This window comes from Mucilaginibacter corticis (assembly GCF_007558865.1).
GTDB classification, from domain to species: domain Bacteria; phylum Bacteroidota; class Bacteroidia; order Sphingobacteriales; family Sphingobacteriaceae; genus Mucilaginibacter; species Mucilaginibacter corticis.
This window is the reverse complement of the sequence record NZ_VLPK01000001.1, coordinates 2,235,121-2,253,595: the sequence shown is the minus strand read 5'-3', so window position 1 is coordinate 2,253,595 and position 18,475 is coordinate 2,235,121. Positions and strand designations below refer to the sequence as shown.

General features: G+C 44.9%; 19 protein-coding genes and 2 pseudogenes. 6 read left to right on the top strand and 15 right to left on the bottom strand.

Annotated features, from left to right (window positions below):
* Positions 1-37 precede the first annotated feature (37 nt).
* The 4 genes from FO440_RS09960 to FO440_RS09945 all read right to left on the bottom strand — a co-directional run bounded on the left by FO440_RS09960 (position 38) and on the right by FO440_RS09945 (position 6,769).
* The gene (locus FO440_RS09960) at positions 38-1,441 is read right to left on the bottom strand and encodes a RagB/SusD family nutrient uptake outer membrane protein (RefSeq protein WP_144248040.1); all 1,404 of its coding nucleotides are present in this window, start codon (positions 1,439-1,441) and stop codon (positions 38-40) included.
* A 4-nt stretch (positions 1,442-1,445) separates the two neighbouring features.
* On the bottom strand, positions 1,446-4,844 hold the full coding sequence (locus tag FO440_RS09955; protein ID WP_246104200.1) for a SusC/RagA family TonB-linked outer membrane protein: 3,399 nt from the start codon (positions 4,842-4,844) through the stop codon (positions 1,446-1,448).
* Between the two features lie 187 nt (positions 4,845-5,031).
* Entirely contained in the window at positions 5,032-6,108 is a 1,077-nt protein-coding gene (locus FO440_RS09950; protein WP_186292625.1) for a FecR family protein, read from the bottom strand.
* Positions 6,109-6,187: 79 nt separating this feature from the next.
* Positions 6,188-6,769 carry an RNA polymerase sigma-70 factor gene (locus FO440_RS09945; RefSeq protein ID WP_144248037.1) on the bottom strand — a complete coding sequence of 194 codons (582 nt, stop codon included), beginning with the start codon at positions 6,767-6,769 and terminating at the stop codon, positions 6,188-6,190.
* A gap of 217 nt (positions 6,770-6,986) precedes the next feature.
* Between FO440_RS09945 and FO440_RS25105 the strand changes: the two are divergent.
* Positions 6,987-7,450 (top strand): annotated as a pseudogene (locus tag FO440_RS25105) (SDR family NAD(P)-dependent oxidoreductase).
* Complete coding sequence (locus FO440_RS24695; RefSeq protein ID WP_394348365.1) at positions 7,341-7,739, top strand: SDR family NAD(P)-dependent oxidoreductase; 399 nt, start codon at positions 7,341-7,343, stop codon at positions 7,737-7,739. The pseudogene FO440_RS25105 and the gene FO440_RS24695 overlap by 110 nt, the downstream one beginning before the upstream one ends.
* A gap of 150 nt (positions 7,740-7,889) precedes the next feature.
* Here the strand turns inward: FO440_RS24695 and FO440_RS09935 are convergent, their stop codons facing one another.
* From FO440_RS09935 to FO440_RS09900, 8 genes are all read right to left on the bottom strand, one after another.
* Complete coding sequence (locus FO440_RS09935) at positions 7,890-8,480, bottom strand: Crp/Fnr family transcriptional regulator (RefSeq protein WP_144248036.1); 591 nt, start codon at positions 8,478-8,480, stop codon at positions 7,890-7,892.
* Positions 8,481-8,495: 15 nt separating this feature from the next.
* Entirely contained in the window at positions 8,496-9,002 is a 507-nt protein-coding gene (locus FO440_RS09930) for an FUSC family protein (RefSeq protein WP_144248035.1), read from the bottom strand.
* Between the two features lie 17 nt (positions 9,003-9,019).
* Positions 9,020-9,769, bottom strand: a complete 750-nt coding sequence (locus FO440_RS09925; RefSeq protein WP_144248034.1) for an MBL fold metallo-hydrolase — start codon at positions 9,767-9,769, stop codon at positions 9,020-9,022.
* Between the two features lie 423 nt (positions 9,770-10,192).
* Positions 10,193-10,555, bottom strand: a complete 363-nt coding sequence (locus FO440_RS09920; RefSeq protein WP_144248033.1) for a hypothetical protein — start codon at positions 10,553-10,555, stop codon at positions 10,193-10,195.
* Positions 10,459-10,800, bottom strand: coding sequence for a hypothetical protein (locus FO440_RS09915; protein ID WP_144248032.1), 342 nt, complete (start codon positions 10,798-10,800; stop codon positions 10,459-10,461). The genes FO440_RS09920 and FO440_RS09915 overlap by 97 nt, the downstream gene beginning before the upstream one ends.
* Before the next feature lie 196 nt (positions 10,801-10,996).
* Positions 10,997-11,695 carry a LytR/AlgR family response regulator transcription factor gene (locus tag FO440_RS09910; protein ID WP_144248031.1) on the bottom strand — a complete coding sequence of 233 codons (699 nt, stop codon included), beginning with the start codon at positions 11,693-11,695 and terminating at the stop codon, positions 10,997-10,999.
* Positions 11,692-12,753 (bottom strand): sensor histidine kinase, encoded by a 1,062-nt coding sequence (locus FO440_RS09905; protein ID WP_144248030.1) that lies wholly within the window; start codon positions 12,751-12,753, stop codon positions 11,692-11,694. The genes FO440_RS09910 and FO440_RS09905 overlap by 4 nt, the downstream gene beginning before the upstream one ends.
* Positions 12,734-13,423 (bottom strand): DUF3108 domain-containing protein, encoded by a 690-nt coding sequence (locus tag FO440_RS09900; RefSeq protein ID WP_144248029.1) that lies wholly within the window; start codon positions 13,421-13,423, stop codon positions 12,734-12,736. The genes FO440_RS09905 and FO440_RS09900 overlap by 20 nt, the downstream gene beginning before the upstream one ends.
* 147 nt (positions 13,424-13,570) lie before the next feature.
* Between FO440_RS09900 and FO440_RS09895 the strand changes: the two genes are divergently transcribed.
* The 4 genes from FO440_RS09895 to FO440_RS09885 are packed head-to-tail and all read left to right on the top strand — an operon-like array spanning position 13,571 to position 16,194.
* Entirely contained in the window at positions 13,571-14,503 is a 933-nt protein-coding gene (locus FO440_RS09895) for a PD40 domain-containing protein (RefSeq protein WP_144248028.1), read from the top strand.
* A gap of 1 nt (position 14,504) precedes the next feature.
* Entirely contained in the window at positions 14,505-15,263 is a 759-nt protein-coding gene (locus tag FO440_RS09890; RefSeq protein WP_144248027.1) for a DUF3108 domain-containing protein, read from the top strand.
* Between the two features lie 3 nt (positions 15,264-15,266).
* A complete protein-coding gene (locus FO440_RS24395; RefSeq protein WP_186292624.1) occupies positions 15,267-15,431 on the top strand; it encodes a hypothetical protein in 165 nt (54 codons plus the stop codon).
* Positions 15,406-16,194 (top strand): TolB family protein, encoded by a 789-nt coding sequence (locus FO440_RS09885; protein ID WP_144248026.1) that lies wholly within the window; start codon positions 15,406-15,408, stop codon positions 16,192-16,194. Before FO440_RS24395 ends, FO440_RS09885 begins: the two co-directional genes overlap by 26 nt.
* Here FO440_RS09885 and FO440_RS09880 read toward each other — a convergent pair.
* The 3 genes and pseudogenes from FO440_RS09880 to FO440_RS09870 all read right to left on the bottom strand — a co-directional run bounded on the left by FO440_RS09880 (position 16,171) and on the right by FO440_RS09870 (position 18,397).
* Positions 16,171-16,899, bottom strand: a complete 729-nt coding sequence (locus tag FO440_RS09880; RefSeq protein ID WP_144248025.1) for a nuclear transport factor 2 family protein — start codon at positions 16,897-16,899, stop codon at positions 16,171-16,173. The genes FO440_RS09885 and FO440_RS09880 overlap by 24 nt on opposite strands.
* Positions 16,900-16,919: 20 nt before the next feature.
* On the bottom strand, positions 16,920-17,594 hold the full coding sequence (locus FO440_RS09875; protein ID WP_144248024.1) for a DoxX family protein: 675 nt from the start codon (positions 17,592-17,594) through the stop codon (positions 16,920-16,922).
* A gap of 39 nt (positions 17,595-17,633) precedes the next feature.
* Positions 17,634-18,397, bottom strand: a pseudogene (locus tag FO440_RS09870) (DUF808 family protein).
* Positions 18,398-18,475 lie beyond the last annotated feature (78 nt).

Here is an 18,475-nt window from a genome sequence, read left to right as displayed (position 1 = left end):
GCACTGACTGGCAGGTTAAGTATGTAAGAGGCGATTATTAATATCCTGGATTCTGTACTAAAAAGGGATTCGTTTTAATTTCTGACAGGGGTATAGGGTAAAGTTCATCTGATGCCGTCCAATTTGGTTTTAGCGGACCAAGAACAGCTGTGGCCTTTCCAGTCCTTTTTAAATCGAACCAACGATGTCCCCATTCGTCAAATAACTCCGTTTGCCGCTCTTTGGCTATAACTGCAAGCACCTCATCTTTAGTAACCGCTGTGGTATTGCCAAGCCCCGCCCTTGTGCGAATCCTATTGATATCAGCTCGGGCTTCATCTAACAACCCTTGGTTTGCCAGGGCCTCGGCTCGGATCAAGTATTGTTCGCCTATTCTGAAAATCATCCATTGTTCCAGCGGGGAATCTGTTTTAGTATGATTTTTATATTTGGCCGGATATATCCAAGATGTGATGCCGTCTGTGTTTTTTCCAGTCCAAGCTGTAAACCTTTTGTCTCCCGCTTCAAAAGCATTTATAAGATTATCGGATAGTATGTATGTTGGCTGGCTAGTGGTATCATAGGGTACAAAACTTTGGGCTACAGCGGTTTGATTGTAAGGGTCTAAGGTTAACATCTGCCAGATGGCTTCGCGGCTTCCATCGGTAAAAGTTACGTTCGGCGCCACCAGATCATACAAGCCGCTATTAATGATTAAGCTGGACATATCGGATGCTTCTTTCCACCTGCCGCGGTACAAATACACTCTTGCTAGTAACGCTCGGGCGGCGTTGACGTCAGGTCTAAGCCTACCGGCACTGGGATACTTATCGCTCATCAGTGAAATAGCAGTCGTCAGATCGCTAATTATCAGCGAATAAACTTCGTCTACAGTTGCGCGGGCTTTTGTTGTGTTAATTTTATAATCTGTACTGGTAATGATGGGAACTCCTCCGAAAATATTGACCAGATTAAAATAATATAACGATCTTGTAAGCAGTGCTTCACCTCTAACCTGATTCTGAAATGATGCGGAGATTTTGGTGTTTCCTGTCACTCCTTCCAGGAATGCGTTAACACTATAAATGCCTTGATAACCAGTAGACCAAAAGCCAGCCGTGATTGCATTATCGGGCTGTATGTTGTTGGCAGAAATTGCGTCAAGCGGTGCATAACCTGGAAAAGAGTAGACGGTTTCGTCCGAGGATAAGCCTGTGTACACATCTAGCAGTCCACCATTGATATTAAACACATAGCTTCCTGCACCAAATCCCGCATAAACTCCTGCTAAAGCGCTGATAACGTTGGTGCTGTCTGAGTATACCCTGGCTGTCGATACCTGAGTAGCTAAACTGGGCGGAATTTCGATAAGCTTTTTGCATGCACCTAACAACATTGCGGGTATCACTAAAGCGGTAGCTATAACCTTTGTATATTGATTTTTCAAATATTTTTTCATCATCTTATTATTGAAAGTTGAAAGATAGACCGCCTACGATATTTCGCTGTAGTGGTATAGTGTATAACATGCCCGGCTGTTCTGGATCCCCCAATTTATAATTAGTAATAGTGAACAGATTTTGTGCATTTACATAAACCCGTAGGTTTTTAATGCCAGTGCCTTTTAATAAATGTTCCGGAAAACTATAACTTAATGATACCGTCTTTACCCTTAAATAAGTATCATTGCTGTAAGCACCTGACGATTGTAGGAAGGCAGTTGCTGCGGTAGTAGATTGACCATTTCCATAAGTACCGATAAGCCTTTGCATAATAGCATTGTCGCCAGGTTTTTGCCAATACTTTCCAATTACTGCTGTAGGTAGGTTATTAAAGCTACCCGGGGAAGCATACGAATAGATGCCAGCCAAATAATTGTTGGCCATTTGGCTAGCAAATTGACAGTATACCGTTAAGCTAAAGTTTTTGTAAGTGATTGTATTGCCAAATCCTCCGGAAAATTTCGGGTCTAAATCAAAAAGCGGCTGTTGATCACCGCCCGCAGCAACATTGGACTGAGTGGGTTTACTCGTAACTGTCCCATCGGCTTTATAAAACTCAAAAAGGCCGGTCGTTGGATTTACCCCTTTATAACGATATCCGTAGAAAAGATTAGGACTTTTACCTATCTGATATAATTGCGAATAAGAGGATGTTGCTAAACCAGGAAACGCTGCTAAGGTGTTTTTATTTAACCCTATATTAAAGGTTGAGTTCCATTTGAAATTGCTGGTCTTGATATTGGTTGAATTGATCGTAAACTCAAGACCTTTATTTTGTAAGGTGGCAGGAAAATTACCTAATACACCGGGGAAACCGGTTTGAGTGGGTAATGCATAATTGATCAATTCGTCTGAGGTCCTATTCAAATAACCGGTGGCATTGAACAGCAAACGGTCTCCAAAAAATCCGAGATCGACGGCCACGTTATATGATTTTTTGATTGACCAGCTATAGTTTGGGTTGTACAAATTCGAGGGTAAAAATGGACGCGCTCCTTGATAGGTATCGTATTGAGTTGGATAAGCAACATCGTAAAAGGCCTGATAACTGTAGGGAGCGACACCATCAGTTCCGTTTGTTCCATAATTGGCTGACAATTTGCCAAAGCTTAAAAACGGTAAATTGCTTTTTACAGACGATTCTTCGGAAAATATCCAACCTAGCCCGATTGAACCAAAGTTGCCAAATTGATGAGCTGGCCCGAAGTTGCTTGATCCATCTCTTCTACCTGTTAAATTTATGATATACTTCTGATCATAGAGGTAGCCGATACGAGCATAAATTGCAGTGTATTTATAGATGGAATTGGAATCGTAAGCGTAAATATTAGCCGCGCCACCCACAGAGTTCAGCAAGTCATCATTTGGGTAATTTGACCCGGTGAGCGTATTGGAATTAGAAAATTGCTTTTTATAAGTTCCGCCGATCAAAGCCGACAACACGCCTGATCCCAGTTGGTGCTCATAGGTTGCTTGCGGTTCAATATTAATCGCTTGATAGCTGCTGTTAGTAAAAGTTGCTGATGACTGAAGATATGTTGTAAAAGGGTCCAGTGTATTCTTCGGCATCGCTGCATAGTTTTTATTATCAGTACGGCTATAGCCTATATTTGTGCTTATTGATAAATTAGGAATGATTTGGTAAGCTAATCGGGCAGTGTTATTCAGATTATACATTTGAACACTTGCGGGCTGCCGGAGTTTACTGTATTGATTTAAATTGGAAAAGTGGTAATTTCTATAGGACCATATCAGGTTACCTTGAGGGTCGACCATTTCCGGGAAATTTGGAACCAATGCCATCGCTGCCGCAACTGATGGCGCTGCGCTGGCATTATTTTTATCGTAGGCATAATCCGCACCGAACTGGACTGACAATTTGTTATTTGTTGAATGATAAGTATAGGCACTGTGTAGCGTTAGCCGGTTATCAGCAAAATCTCCCGGGAAATTATAAGTGGTATGGTTATAACCGCCCGAAAGAATGAAGGTGGTATTTTTTTCTCCTCCGCTGAAACTGGCATGAACATCAGTATTAAAAGGTGTTCGGTCCAAAAAGCGGTTGTACCAGTTAACGCTTCTTGAGGCATCAAAAAGCTGAAGATCTGGATACGTGTTTGCATTAGATGGGGTAAGCGTAACTTTATCCACTGCTAAAGCTTCGCGCCTCAAACTGAGGAATTGAGCTGTATTCATCATTTGAAGCGAACGGGTCGGAGCGTTAAAGCCAGAATTTACATTTACCGCCATTTGAGCTTTGCCCGGTTTTCCCTTTTTAGTGGTGATCAAGATAACACCATTAGCCCCTTGTGAACCATAAATTGATGTGGCATCTGCATCTTTCAGGACACTGATACTTTCAATGTCTGCAGGGTCAATTATCCCTAAAGCACTAACACCGTTTCCAGGTATGACACTTTGCTGGTTACCCGTAAGATAATAAGTTAATAAGTTACCCACGCTTTGGTTCTGCGTGGCAAAAGGCACTCCGTCAACGATAAACAAAGGCTGGTCATAAGGGCGGGGAGCAAACTGGCTTGAAGTCGGTCTTAGTGAGTTCTGACCCCTGATTTGCAATTTCACCGCCGAACCTGGCGCCCCGCCAGTAGGAGTGACCATCAGCCCCGGAACCTGCCCTTCCAATGCGAGTAGAACGTTTGTCACGGGTTGTTTCTCAATTGTTTCCGAAGTGACAGTGGCAACTGAGCCTACACTAAACCGCTTTGTATTATTGCCGTAGGCTATCACTTGAACTTGATCGAGTGGCGATGTCGCCTTGGCCAAAACAATCGATAATGAACCTTCAAAAGCCTTAGTATTTAACGGAATTTGATATTTTTCATAACCTACAAAGGTTACGGTTAACGTATAGTTGCCATCCGGAACCGCCGGGATTTCAAAATATCCGTTATTATCCGATAACGCGGTGCGCGTGTAGTTTGCATTTTTTAAGGTAATACTGGCACCTGGCAATAACAAATTAGTAGAATCGGAAACCCTCCCTTTAATGTCCTTATTAAAGTCCAACATGGAAACGATCTTTTCCTTAAGCTGTGTTAATGGCGAGAGCTCTTTCGGTTTGAAAACCACTAAATTATCTTCTATAGAGTAAGATATGGGTTGGTTTTTGAATATTTCATCCAAAACCTTTTTGAGATCTTGGTTGGAGGCATTGATGGTCACCGGAAGAGCGTTTTCTAACGTTTTTGTTTTATAAACAAAATCATAGCTGGTTTGAGCGCGTATTTGCTGAAGAACAGTAGCAAGTTGTGCATTCTTTACCGCAATTGTCACTTTTTGCGCACGGGTGATAGCGCTCACTTGCATGATCGCCAGTATCATGATAAGGTTGGTGAGTTTCATGACCAGCAGAAATTTTGATGTACGGTTTTGCCGTACAAATTGTGAGTAGAAATTGTACATTTGTTCAGTTTGAGTTTAGCCTTTGCCGATAGTTTTCCAGACGAGACGGCTTGGGCAGTTAATAATTCGATCCAGTCATCCTGATTTTCAGGGTGACTTTTTTAATTAGGGGATGGTTTATCAATGATTATTTTGAAACGATTACCCTCCTTCCTTCAATTCTAAAATGTATGCTTTGGGCCCGTTCCAGAGCCCTTAAAATCGCGCTGATATTTCTTTTACGGGAAATGGTGGCGGTATAGCCATCTTCGGGAATCCTACCGCTGTACTCGACCTCGATGTTATACCAGCGGGCGAGTTGACGCATAATGGATTCAATATTCTCATCTTGAAAATCAAAATCGCCGGTTCTCCAAGCCGTATAAGGCGCCACATTGACATTTTTAACGCTTAGCCCGTCGGTTTGCTGTCCGGGTTTGAGGGTGAGGTTATTAACCTTAACTATCCCTTCTGCAAGGGTGGTTTTGATCACCTTTTCATCAGGATAAGCATTTACATTAAATGATGTCCCAATATCCTCGATAATTTGCCCTGCGGTTTCTACCTTGAAAGGGTGGTTAACATTATGTTTAACTTCAAAATAGGCTTCTCCGGTTAATTTAACAACACGTTCCTTTTGGTTGAAGGCGGTCGGAAAGGAAATTTTAGATTCAGCGTTTAACCAGATCCTGGTACCATCGGCTAATGTTATTGGATATGGACTTTGTTCTCCTTTGGCGGTTGAAATGGTATTATAAGCTATGATTTGTTCGGCATCCGAGGCCTGGTAAATAAGCTGGCCATTGGCTGCTTGAACAGTAGTTTTTCCCTGCTTCGCGATTTGCCCGCTCATGTTTTTGGTCAACAGGATCGTTTGACCATTGGCCAGGGTTAAAGTTGCCTGATTTCTACCCGGAGCGATATCGTGGCTTTGATTTATTTTTGAAACATTATCATTGGTAGCGTATCGATTACGTAAAATGAAATAAATGCCAATGCTAAAAAAAATAATAATTGATCCAGCTGCTGCAATGCGTGTCCACAATGGCATTATTTTGCGTGCGGCTACTGTAGGCTGCAAGACGGACCAAATTTCAACAGCGTCTTCAGCAATTTCCTCAGCACTTAAGTGATTTGATGGGGCATCTTTTACATATTGCAAATACCAACTTTCAATAAAGTCTTTATCTTCCTGGCTTGCACTGCCATCTTTAAGCTTTTGCAATAATGCTTTGAGTTCTCGTTCTTGCATATAAAATGTAAGACAAGTAACTCAAGCCAAACATGTAAAAAAAAATAAAAAATTATTTTTGGCTTAATATGAGCATAATAAACGTGAAAAGACCAAGTTTTACTCTTAGTTCTTTTAGGGCATTGGAAATATGCCGACTGACCGTTGCTTCGCTGATGCCCAGACGCTCAGCAATTTCCCGGTGACTTAAATGCTTTTTGCGACTTAACGTAAAAACTTGCCGCATCTTTGGAGGAAGTGCGGCGATTTCTTTCTCAATGATTGCAGTAAGCTGATTTTCTCTGACACGGTGGTCGGTCACAATTTCCGGCGTCACCGAAAATCTTAGAATGGACGAATAATATTTACTCTGCACGCTTTTATGATTAACCTCGTTCAAAATAATATTTTTAACGGCGGTATAAAGAAAACCTGCAAGATTGGTTGTGATTTCTACCTCGTGCCGCTTTGCCCAAAGCTTAGTAAAAACTTCTTGAACAATGTCTTTAGCTTCTTCACGATTCCTGGTTATATTATAAGCATGGTTGAGAAGATTGAAAATGTATCGATCGTAAATTTCCGTGTAAGCGCCTTGAGCACCTTCTTTTAAAAAGGCCACTAGTGCTTGGTCTGAAACATTCCGATAATTAGTCATTTTGCCTTTATTAATGATAAATGTAGCAATTTTGAATTAAAGCCGAAAATTTGACTGCCGTTCAATAATTACGCCTGCTTTTTTATAAGGCTACGTAGACAAATTGCCGGAATTTTAGCGAAAGGTTTTTCTGACGTATGGAAAGATTTGAAATAACGGCCGAGCAAGTCGCTGAAAGATTATTGTAACATCCCAGATAAAGGTTGGTCAAATCAGCATGGAATACAAATTAAAAAATAAGGTTGCGCTGATAACCGGAGGCAGCAGCGGGATCGGGCTGGCTACCGCAAAGCTGTTAAATAATCAGGGCGCTACGGTAATCATTGCCGGAGGAATGCCAATAAATTGAATGAGGCAGTTGAGCAGATTGGGAAAAATGCCTGCTCAGTGATTGCAGATGTTGCCGACATCACGCAGATCGAGAGGATGGTCAGCGAGGTAAGAGAACAATATGGACACATCGATATCTTGTTCGCAAATGCAGGGATGTCCGATTCGCCGGAACTGTTTGAAACGGATGAGGCAGCTTATGACCTCACCTTGGATACCAAATGTCAAAAGTGTATTTTTTCTGTTCACCAAAGCCTTCCCGATCCTGGCGGAAAATGCGTCGGTCATTTTCACCAGTTCACTGGCACATTTCAAGGGCCGGCCGGGCGACCCGGTGTATGCGGCGAGTAAAGCTGCGGTGCGGACTTTAGGCAGGACCTTCGCAATGGATGAAAAGGTGCTGGCTAAAAAAATCCGGGTCAATGTGGTCAGTCCCGGCGCGATTCAAACTCCGCTGACGGCGCAACATGATGAAGGTATGCAAAAGGCTATTGATGACTATATCACGGATGCAGTGCCGATGAAACGCTGGGGCAGTGCAGAAGAAGTGGCTAAAGCAGTATTGTTCCTTGCCTCCGATGATTCATCCTATATGACCGGCGGCGATCTGCTGGTGGATGGCGGCTGGGGGCAGTTGTAAGGAAGGAAGTCGATTTTTTTGAATTTATTCGTCTATTTCTGCAGGGGATACTTGTCCTGGATTCATATGATAGAAGAAACGGGAAATGCGGAAAAAAGCGGCTACCGTTAAGTTTTATGGCGAGAGGATTTGACGAAGCAGCTATAAAACTCAGGAATCCTTTTTCTTCAGCCTCTTTTTTATCCTGCTCAGCGATACTGGAGTGATACCCAGCATCGTGGAAAGAAACTTATCCGGCACACGATTAGCAATATAGGGCCGCTGTGCGATCAGCCGGATATATCTTTCCTCGGGATTCAGTAACATGAAATCTTCCAGGCGGTCTACTGTTTGTAACAGCAGGCCCACCAATACTTCGTGACGTAAGGCCGCCAGGTGAACGTCTCGATCAATACAAGCTTTAGCATGTTGATAATCCAGCTCGATCAGGATAACGGGTTCGATCGCTTCGTAATAAAAACGGGAGGGCTGTTGAAGCAAAATGGAATCAATGGAAGCAATGATTTGGTTTTCGCATCGTAACATGATGGTGATTTCATCACCACCGGGCTCCAGAAAATAAGTGCGCAAAATCCCCTGAGTAATAAACCCTATTTTTTGCTGTGATGATCCTTCGGCAATATAAATGTCACCGGGCCTCAGCCCCTTCACTTTTGTAAACTTCCCCAACGACACGTAATCGGCCGGTGTAAGTTTATCCGAAAGGTCTAAATACGAACTGATCTCATTGATATCTATCATTTGAATTCTCCTGCTTCATTCAAAATTACCAAATTGGGAGGAATAGTGCTCAGCTTTCTTCCGGAATACAGGGATAATGGCATGGCTTAGGAGTGTAAGCGATAAAGCAATGCTGCAACCCGATCCGACACCTATGGCACGGGCTGCGGCAACTTCATAAAATGTTTTTCCGGCAGGTGCCAGCGAGATCAGGATAACCGCAACGGTGGCGGACCGCGTGGCCGATTTTACGTTAAGGAACTCGCAAATTGTTGCTGCCAGTAACACACCCAAAGCCATGGTATGGACATTTGACGGGTGGATCAGGGTGAGCAATAGTCCGGTCAATGCCCCGATCAGGTTGGCCTTGATCCGGTTAAAATCAAATTTTACAGCGTCATCTCTGTCGGGAGCAAGCACCATCACCACGGAAACCAGTACCCAGGCCCCGGTCTCGGCATTCCTTTGTAAACAATAAAATCCTATACTTACGCCGGCTATACAGTTCAGCAGGTAAACCAGAAATAATTTTCGTTTGTTCATGTTCGTGCCTGACGGATTTATAGTGAATAAAGTACGCCGGGTTTTAATATCAGCAGTTTTTCAGCGATTCCAACAGCCTCAAAAGCTGTCCGTAATTCTGCGTCAGATTCTGTGTAGTGTGACCAGCCTTCAAAATGTAAAGGAATGATCGTCGCCTCAGGAAAAACGCCGGCTGTATCCAGCACATCATTCGCGCCCATAGTAAGGTTAAAGGGCCCCCTGGGTTTTGCTGCACCGGCGAAAACGAATACATATTTGGGCTGAAATCTTGCTGCAATTTGTTTGATGCCCTCATAATAGACGGTATCACCGGTGAGGTAGAGTTGAATATCACGGGTTTCAATTAAAAAGCCTGTTACTTCACCGGTAAGGTGCAAAGTGCCGGCCGGACCGTGCCGGGCAGGCATAGCCGTGATGCTTACTTTTTCATTAAGCACTGCCTGCTCATAGGGTTGGAGGCCTACTGCGTTTCCTCCTAAGCGTTTGGCGCCATCTGTCGTGGTAAACGTTCTTTCAACCGTTTCCAGTAATTTCCTTCCCGCATTATCCAGATTGTCCTTGTGCTGGTCATGGCTCAATAATACCGCATCGATAGGTCCGGTCTCCGTGGTAGCGGGACCGGCCGTCTTCCAGTAACCCGGCTTGTCGCCAACCATAAAAGTTTCTCCCGCGGGATCCAGTGTAGGATCGGTCATCAGCCGCAGGCCGCCGATCTCAATGATCACGGTAGGGCCGCCTAAGTAAATCACTTTAAAATCACTTTTCATCGCTTGTTGAATCTGCCGGCAAGTTTACGACAACAGCGCCTTCTAAAAATTAACAAAAGATAAGTTGTGTTTCAAGCCGGCGGGATAGCAAAGATCTGACCGGGAATCTAAAGAAGGTACCACGGCTTGCGGATTCCTGACAGTGACCACAGCGGATGAATCTGCTGTTTTCGTTGCAATGTTGTCAATAGCAGATACTTGTAGACTTTTCCTTAAGGAAGCTTTTTTTTTGACATCAACCTGTCCGGCCACTTTGTTGAACCGTGTAGTTGCAAAGACAGCGGCATAGGGATAAGTCCGGCGCAGCAGGCGATTTTTCAGACCAGCAACCTGCAGGTCAAATATGGGACAACGCTTTGTCAGCTTGCTGGTATCTGCCTGGTGTTATTTTATTCAAACGGTTTGGCATTCAGCATCATGTATTCACGCTGCTGCGCGTTTGTAAACAGTACCGTCTGCGGCGGTTAAAGTCATCGGCCGTTCTGCCACTAATTCATCACTGATGATCAATCCGTCTCTAAAAATAGTAAAACCTGTCCAATGTGTTTTACCCGGGTTGATTTTTACGCTAAGCGGCTTGCCATCTTTGCTGATGTTTAATTCAGGGCGTTCATTTTCATAAAAGCCTTCGCTATCGCCGTCGCGGCGCAAACAGATGGTATGGTTGGCAGGATCGGTGTATATAACCGTTATCTTTTGACGGCCCGGGCCCCCGCTTTCCCAGGCTTGATCGACGTTTGTGATCCAGCTTCGCCGGCCTCTAAATGCGCAGGTGGCGTTCCCCATAAAAAAGCGTTAAAGGCCAGTCCGCTGCCTTCATGATTGGCAGACTTTTTTTCTGAAAAAGCGATAGAGCGGCCTTCATCGCCAATGGTGATTTGCAGGTTACTTGCGGGGTGTCCGTCTATCCTAAAAATGGCATCGAAGGAAGCTGAGTCTGCCGTTGCCATTTTAACGGTATAATCTCCGGTACCGCTTACCCGGCTTACCAGCTCCGGAAAGTCTTTCCCTGAAATTGAAATCGTCCGCATAAAAACCGTCCCGGTTTGCTGGCCGGGCTTCAGGTGGAATTTAAAGTAGTTGTCCTTGTTTTGGGCGTAGGCGCAATTAAAAACAAAAAAGTAGCAGGCTGCTAAAAATAAAATTCGCTTAATGATTCACCTAAACTCCGGTTATGGGAAGCACTAAACAAACTTATTCAATCGCTTACCGATTATTTTAAACCGTTTAAAACAAACGCTGACCAATAACCCGCATCAACCATTCCCTAAACTTTTCACTAACCGGTATTTGCTTATCGCCTATATAAACGTGGTTGTCCTGTATCTTTTGCATATGCGCCGTATTGACGATGTAGGAATTATGCACACGAATAAAGTTATCGGGTAATTGCTCCTGTACATCTTTCAACCGGCGGTAAATGAGAAACTGATCATCGGGCGTTACCACTCGTACGTATTCCTGTTCCCCTTCAAAATACAGGATGCTGGCCAACGAAACACGTTTAAGCGTTTTACCCGATTTAAAGAACAACTGTTCAGGTTCTTTTACCGGATTTGAAATTTGCGTGGTGAAGTAACCCTCTATTTTGCCTACCGCCTGCAAAAAGCGCTTAAGCGTAATGGGTTTTAACAAATAATCAATGGTCTGGAAATTGAAACTTTCGGCGGCGTATTCCGAATAAGCGGTAGTAAAAACTATCCGGGTAGACGAGGGCAGTAAGCCGGCCAGCTCCATGCCGGTTAACTTAGGCATATTAATATCCAGAAATATAAAATCAACTTGATGTTCCTTCAGAAAAGAATGTGCCTCTGCGGCATTATAACAAGTCGCGGCACAGGCCCATCGTGTTTGCTCTTCAATAAGCACCTGCAGCAGTTTTACCGCGTTGGGTTCGTCGTCAATGATCATACAACTTAGCTTCATGTTAAAGGTATTTTTAAGGATGCTTTGTAAACTACGCCCTCTGCATTACAATTCAGTTCAAACCGCCCGTCGTACAAAATCTGCAATCGCTCTCTCAAATTCTTTAAGCCAATTCCGTGAGGCGTTTGTGGTTGATCGGCAATGGGGTTAGCGGTTTCAAAATATAGCCAATCTTCTTTGTCATACAGCCCTATACTTACCGGATTGTTTGGGTTTCCCTTATCAATGCCATGTTTAAAAATATTCTCGGCAAGCGTCATCAATAGCATCGGCGGTACCTGAAAGTCGGCCGAAAGCTGTTTGTCTATTTTTATATCGGCACCGTAAGGCAAACGGATACTTTCTAAAGCGATATAGTTTTCTAAGAAGCTGATCTCTGCAGACAGGGGCACCTGATCCTTCGGGCTTTCGTCCACAAAATAACGCATGATCTCTGAGAGCTGACCGATCAGATCGGCAGAACGAGGTGCCTCGGTATAAATTTCGTAATAGATATTGTTAAGCGTATTAAACAAAAAATGTGGTTGTAACTGTGCCTTCAATAGGTTCAACTCCGCTTTACTTTTTTGTAAAAGAATTTCCTCTGACTGTTTTTTGAGTTTAAAATAAGCCAGCGCCACGCGAAATACCAAACTCATTAAAAAATCTAGACAGCCACCGGCAATAAACGCAATGATCAGCCCCGCGCTTACTTCCTCCGGCTGTTTGGCGAAATAACGGTTATAAATACCTACCGCTAAATAACCCCGGCCCAGCGCAAAAGCTACTACATAAACAGCCGAGAAGATTACATATTGAGCCGTTTTCCCCCGTTCATAAAAGCGCGGATACAGCCAAAGGATATTGCCGTAAATAATTATCGCATAAAAGCTGGTGTTGATCAGCGTGTAAATGAGCGTTTGCGAAAGTGGGTCTTCGGCAATAGTGCTGAAGAAAACCACCATAGCCACCCCGCACCAGATGAGTATCTGCAGTTGCACAACCGAAAGCCCGGCAATGTTCCATTTGTTTTGCACACGCCCAAGTTCGGTTATTTTTTTATTGTTTGGTAACCACATGATGCCATTTTGGGCTTTGCCCTTCCTGCCGCAAAATCTGGTGGGTTTTGTTATCTATCCATATGCGTCCGCGGGTGTCGCCATGGGTAAATGTAAAAACCTTTGAATGATCTCCGTCGCCGCTGTAAGTTACCGTAAAAGGGTCTGAACCTGACGTTGCCGGATTGAAATTGTCTAACTTGTAAGTAACGCCCTTTTTCAGTTCAAGATAACCGAACAGGTATTCGATCATGTTATCCTCAAAGTAGCCGGGTGTCATTGCGTACGTTTTAGTAGTGCTTTGTCCCTTGCGGATGGTGGTTACAGTAGCCTTTTCAGCTTCAAACTGCATTTGAATATCTACATTTTGCTGAAAATGAATTTCGTGCATGTGTAACGGCATCAAACGCAGATCGGTATACGAAGTATCGGTAGAGAAATAACCACGCGGCACCTGCCGGTAACGGGCAAATACCCACTGTTGCTTGGCACTATCCAACCACTGGTAGTTCTCCATCATAAATTCGTATAGCAGTTTACCATCCGGCCCCGTAATTACATTTTTATAAAAATCGTGCGATGGGTGAATGCGTTCGGTTTTAATCTCCGGACTGCCCGGGCTTATGATGTTTTGCGCATTGCTATAGATACACAAAGTTAGTAGCGTAAATAAAATCCAGATTTTTTTCATGCTACTAAATTATTTACTGCTGTCAACCCAAAGGCAGCTTTTCAATCGCCTGCCCGGTTTTTTAAATGGTCGCGGTATTCGTTTAAAAAAATAGGGTAGTTATTGATTTATTTTGCCAATAGCACGACCAGTGAGCAGGTTTGGAATATGAAAAAGTATCTTCTCCTGTTTTTTGCTTCATCAATAACCATAAGCACGTTGGCCCAAAGCCGCCGGTTAATTGACAGCGGCGCAATGCCGCAGGTATTTGCGCCCGGTATACTTTCAACACCCTATAGTGAATGGTCGGTTTCTTTTTCACCCGATGGCAATACCGCTTACAGTTCACTAGGTGACGTTTTCTGGACCATCATCACTGCCAAAAAAGTGAATGGCGCCTGGCAGCGACCGGAGGTCGTACCATTTTCCGGCAAATTCAGGGATACCGATCCGTTTGTTACACCGGATGGTAAGGCGTTGTTTTTTATATCAAGCCGGCCTTATTTGCCTGGTGCCGCACCAAATGTGCCACAGGCGGCTATTCACATCTGGAAGGTAAAAAAACAAACAGACGGTAGTTGGGGAACACCTGCTCATTTGGATTCGACAATTAACTTAACCGGCGTTGGCAACTACGCACCATCGGTAAGTGCTAAGGGTACATTGTATTACTGTTCGCCCCGCAAGGGCCTGACTGGTATGCAAAGCTTTTTCGCTATCCGCGAAGGTGATCATTACGATAAACCTCAACAACTTCTTATCCCTGGTGCAACCGAGATACAGGATCCCTTTATAGCGCCGGATGAATCCTACCTGGTTTACCTGGATGGAAACGACCTATGCGTGAGTTTTAAGCAGAATGGCGCCTGGACAAAGGAAGAAAAGCTGGGACCCGAAGTGAACAATGGCAACAATTTATCCTCTCCCCACGTCTCGGCCGATGGTAAAATTTTATACTACACTTCTGACCGGATTGCCGGATTTTACAAACGCGACCTGAACGGCCCTGCATTAACGTATGATCAATTGCTAAACGAAAACAACAGTTTGTATAACAACAGAGGTAATATCCTAATGATCCCGATCCATTTAAATCATTGACATGAAAAAAATAATAATACCCATCTTGCTGATCACCCTTTCCACAAGCGGATATGCCCAAACCGATACTATCCGTTTACCGGGTAAAGCTTTAAACACGGCCTGGTTAAAACCCGGGATGCGGCAATATATGATTGTAATCACCGATCCCAGAACACCTAAAAGCCGCTTTTTGTGGTATTGGATGCGTGAGATCAAAAAAGAGCAACGCAGTGGCCAACTGGTATTCACCACTACGCAACACTGGTATGCTTCCGACACCTTACGTTACCGGCAGGCTTATTCGATCAATCGGGCCTCGGATTTTGCGCCCATCTATCACAAAGAAATGGTACAGGGAAAAACCGGTGCCTATAACTGGACAGACAGCAATATTGTTGGAGCGGACAGCGTAGCAAATAATTTTAGAAAAGACTTTAAACTCGATTTTCATGCGCCTAATTATAACTGGAACGTCGACATTGAAATTTTTGAAATGCTGCCGCTGGCTGCTGGTAAAGTATTTGCGATCAACTTTTACGACGCCGGACTTTCACCACCCGAATTTATAAAATACACGGTTATCGGCAGCGAAGTCCTCAATTACGGCGGTAAGCAGGTAGATTGCTGGAAATTATTCACCAAGGGTACATCCGGTAAAATCACTTACTCAGAAACTTATTGGATCAGCAAGGCCGGCCATGACTTTTTACGGGAAGAAGACGACTACGGCCAGGGCATGCACCGATCAAAAATAAGAATGCCCGTTAATGTTAATTAAGCGATGAAAAGATTAATTGTAATCGTGCTATCATTTAACGCCATTATTGCCCGCGCGCAAAGCCCGGCACAACTATTTGGGGGCAGCGTTATCAATAATGGTGATATGACCTTTAACGCCAGTTTTACACCTGATCGCAACAGTGTTCTTTACAAAAGCCAGCGTTAATTGGTCCTACATCGCCCTGTTTTATTCCAAGTTAAAGAACGGAGCTTGGAGCGCGCCACAGGCCGTAAAATTTACCGGGCAATACCGCGATTGCGATCCTTTTGTATCGGCTGATGGGCAGTATTTGTATTTCTCGTCTGACAGACCTGTTCCCGGTAAGCCGTTTAAGGACTACGCCTATAAATTGTACCGCGTGAAATTAAAAGGGGCGGAGGTTGTTTCAGAGCCGATTTTGGTTAATTTACCAATACCCGATAGCGCGATAGCTAACCACTGCACTTTTACCGCAAACGGAAACATTTATTTCTCCATGTCGGCTGACGGGGATTCGGAGATCTATCGCTGCGTGTATAAAAACGGCAATTTCCTGCCGCCTGAAAAATTAGGATTTAACGCTAAAGAATTCATTGATTTTGACCCGATGGTAGCCAGCGATGAAAACTTTGTCGTTTTTTCAAGCAATAACCGCAAGGGAATAGGCAGCACAGACTTATGGATATCTCGCAATACAGACGGGCAATGGTCAGCGCCCATTAACTTGGGCCCGCAGGTAAATACCCCGGGCGCGGACGGTTCTGCCGGTCTGTCGCGCGATAATAAAACACTCTATTTTTCGTCGGCCAGAGAAACAATAGCGCCTGCTGAACGCGAAAAGCCGGCCGGTACCCAAAAAATATTACAACAACTGCACAGCAATAAAAACGGACTACGAAACATTTACCAGATAGCGCTGGAGGGATTAATTAATCCGCCTCCACACTAAATCCTGCCCATTGCGCCGCTCTCGTAACTGCCACTGTCCGTTCTCGTCTTTAACAAACAGTTTGCGCCCCCGCGCATCTTCTTTTCTAAAAAAAACGTTGTAGGTTTCGGCATGTAAAGGCACGATAGCGCCTTTATTCTTTTGTAGGTTAAGGTTGCCATCTTTTAATTCTACAATGGCAATATGGTCGTCATCCAAGCGATAAGTGCCTGTGTAGCTTTTAAGAATATCATCGCTGACTTTAACGGCTGGCGGCAGGGCAGGGATCTCGAAATCTTCCATGCTTAGCATGCGCCACGAGTCACCTTTACGGTACCACACATCCATGGTGCCGTAGGTAGTGTGGACCTGTTGCCCGTAAGCGGTTTCATATTCATCAGCCACATATTGTACTACCGCCACGTCGCCGTGAAAGGAAAATACAGGTTTCGTTACTTCGGCATGAATGGCAATACTTTTAGGAAAGGGTTTGAATGAAGTCAGAAACTCCTTTTTAAACATACCGTTGCCATCTTCGTCGACAATATGCCAGGTAGGATCAAGATATTTCGACCATAAGGCGGTGTCAATCTGCAAAGCATCTGCCAGTTGCTGTTCTAAGCGCAGTATTTGGTGAGCTTTGGTTGTGCTATCGTTTTGGGCGTTAGCATGGTTTATAAAAGCAAACAAACCAAGCGATAATAAAAATAAATTGATCTTTTTCATTTAATGGATTGCAATATCAGCTATTTGTTTTGAATGGCGCGGTGATAATCGTCGAGCGCTTTGTCCAGCGGTTCGCCTTTGCTGTGAATCCCTTCGCAAAAGACTTTGCAGGCCGCGGGGTCTTTGCTGTTTTTGCATTGCGTTTCGCAATCGGAAAGGCTGTTGCGGGGCATGATGTCGTAGACGTGGGTCAGGATCAATACGACCAATGCGACTATGGCCAAACCGGCTGCGAAGAATTTCCAGGGGAATTGGTTGCTGAGCGTTTGCGGGCGGTTAGCCCTTTGGAATAGGGGTTTGAGTTTGTCGCAATCCCATAACAGCAGGTACAAATTAGCCAAGACCATGAGCGGGGAGGTAATGAGGGAGCCTTCAAAACGAACCGCCAGTGAAAGGATGCAGATGTTCAGGATGACCGGAAAATACAGGATGGCACCGAGCAAGGCCGTGCGCGGGATGAGCAGTAAGACAGCGGCCAGGACCTGGGCAATACCGATGAAGAGGTAATAATTGCCGGTATGCGACAGCGCTTCCAGGTAATGCCCCATGGGATGATTCACCGAGAGGCCGCTGGCAAAACGTTCGCCCATGATCTTAACCATCCCGGCAGTAAAAAAGCCAAAGGCGAGGGCCACTCTGACAAAAGTGGTAAAATAACGCATCCAGCGGTTTTGGCGGGCTTCCTGCAGGGTCATAAAACAAAACTACGAAAAAGGCACAAAGAATCTTTAACCTCAATGCCCTGGCGTCCGGACTCTTTTCAAGCGCCTTACACCGCTGACCATTCCCAGCACGAGCAGGCCGCCGGCCAGTCCCGACAGCAGTTCTTTAAGCAAACCTGGCATCGCCGGCCAAAGGTGGTGCAGCGCCTCCACTTGGTGGACAAATAAACCGCCGGCCACCAGCAACAGGGCCAGGGTGCCGACGAAGCTTAGCATTTTGATAATGACGGGTAACGCGCGCACCAGTAGGCGCCCTAACACGGCAAGCCAGCCCTTGTTCTTCGTCCGGCCGATCAGGCGGTAACCGGCATCATCCATGCGGACGATCAGCGCCACGATGCCATAGACGCCACCGTCCCCAGCGCGATAATCACGATCTCCACCGATAGGATCAGGTCAGTCGTTACCGCCGCTTTGATCTTGGCTTTTTCGGCCGTCACCGGGTCAACAGGCTCTGAGGCAGTGACTACTTCCGGCTGATGTGCGCGATGGAACAGGAACTCCACGATCTTTTCAACACCTTCATAAGCCAGGTACATCCCGCCTAATAGCAGAATGACTGTAATAGCTGCCGGGAAAAAGGCATTCAGCAGCAAGGCCAGCGGTACGATGATGAGCTTGTTGAACAGCGAACCTTTGGTGATCGCCCAAAGCACCGGCAATTCGCGCGAGGCGACAAAGCCGGTAGCTTTCTCGGCATTTACCGCCAGGTCATCCCCTAAAATGCCCGTCGTTTTGGTAGCAGCCACTTTGGTCGTTACCGCCACGTCATCCATAAGTGCGCCGATATCATCCAGAATTGCAAAAATGCCTGAAGCCATGGAATTTTCTCTTTACAGGGGCAAAATTAGGCG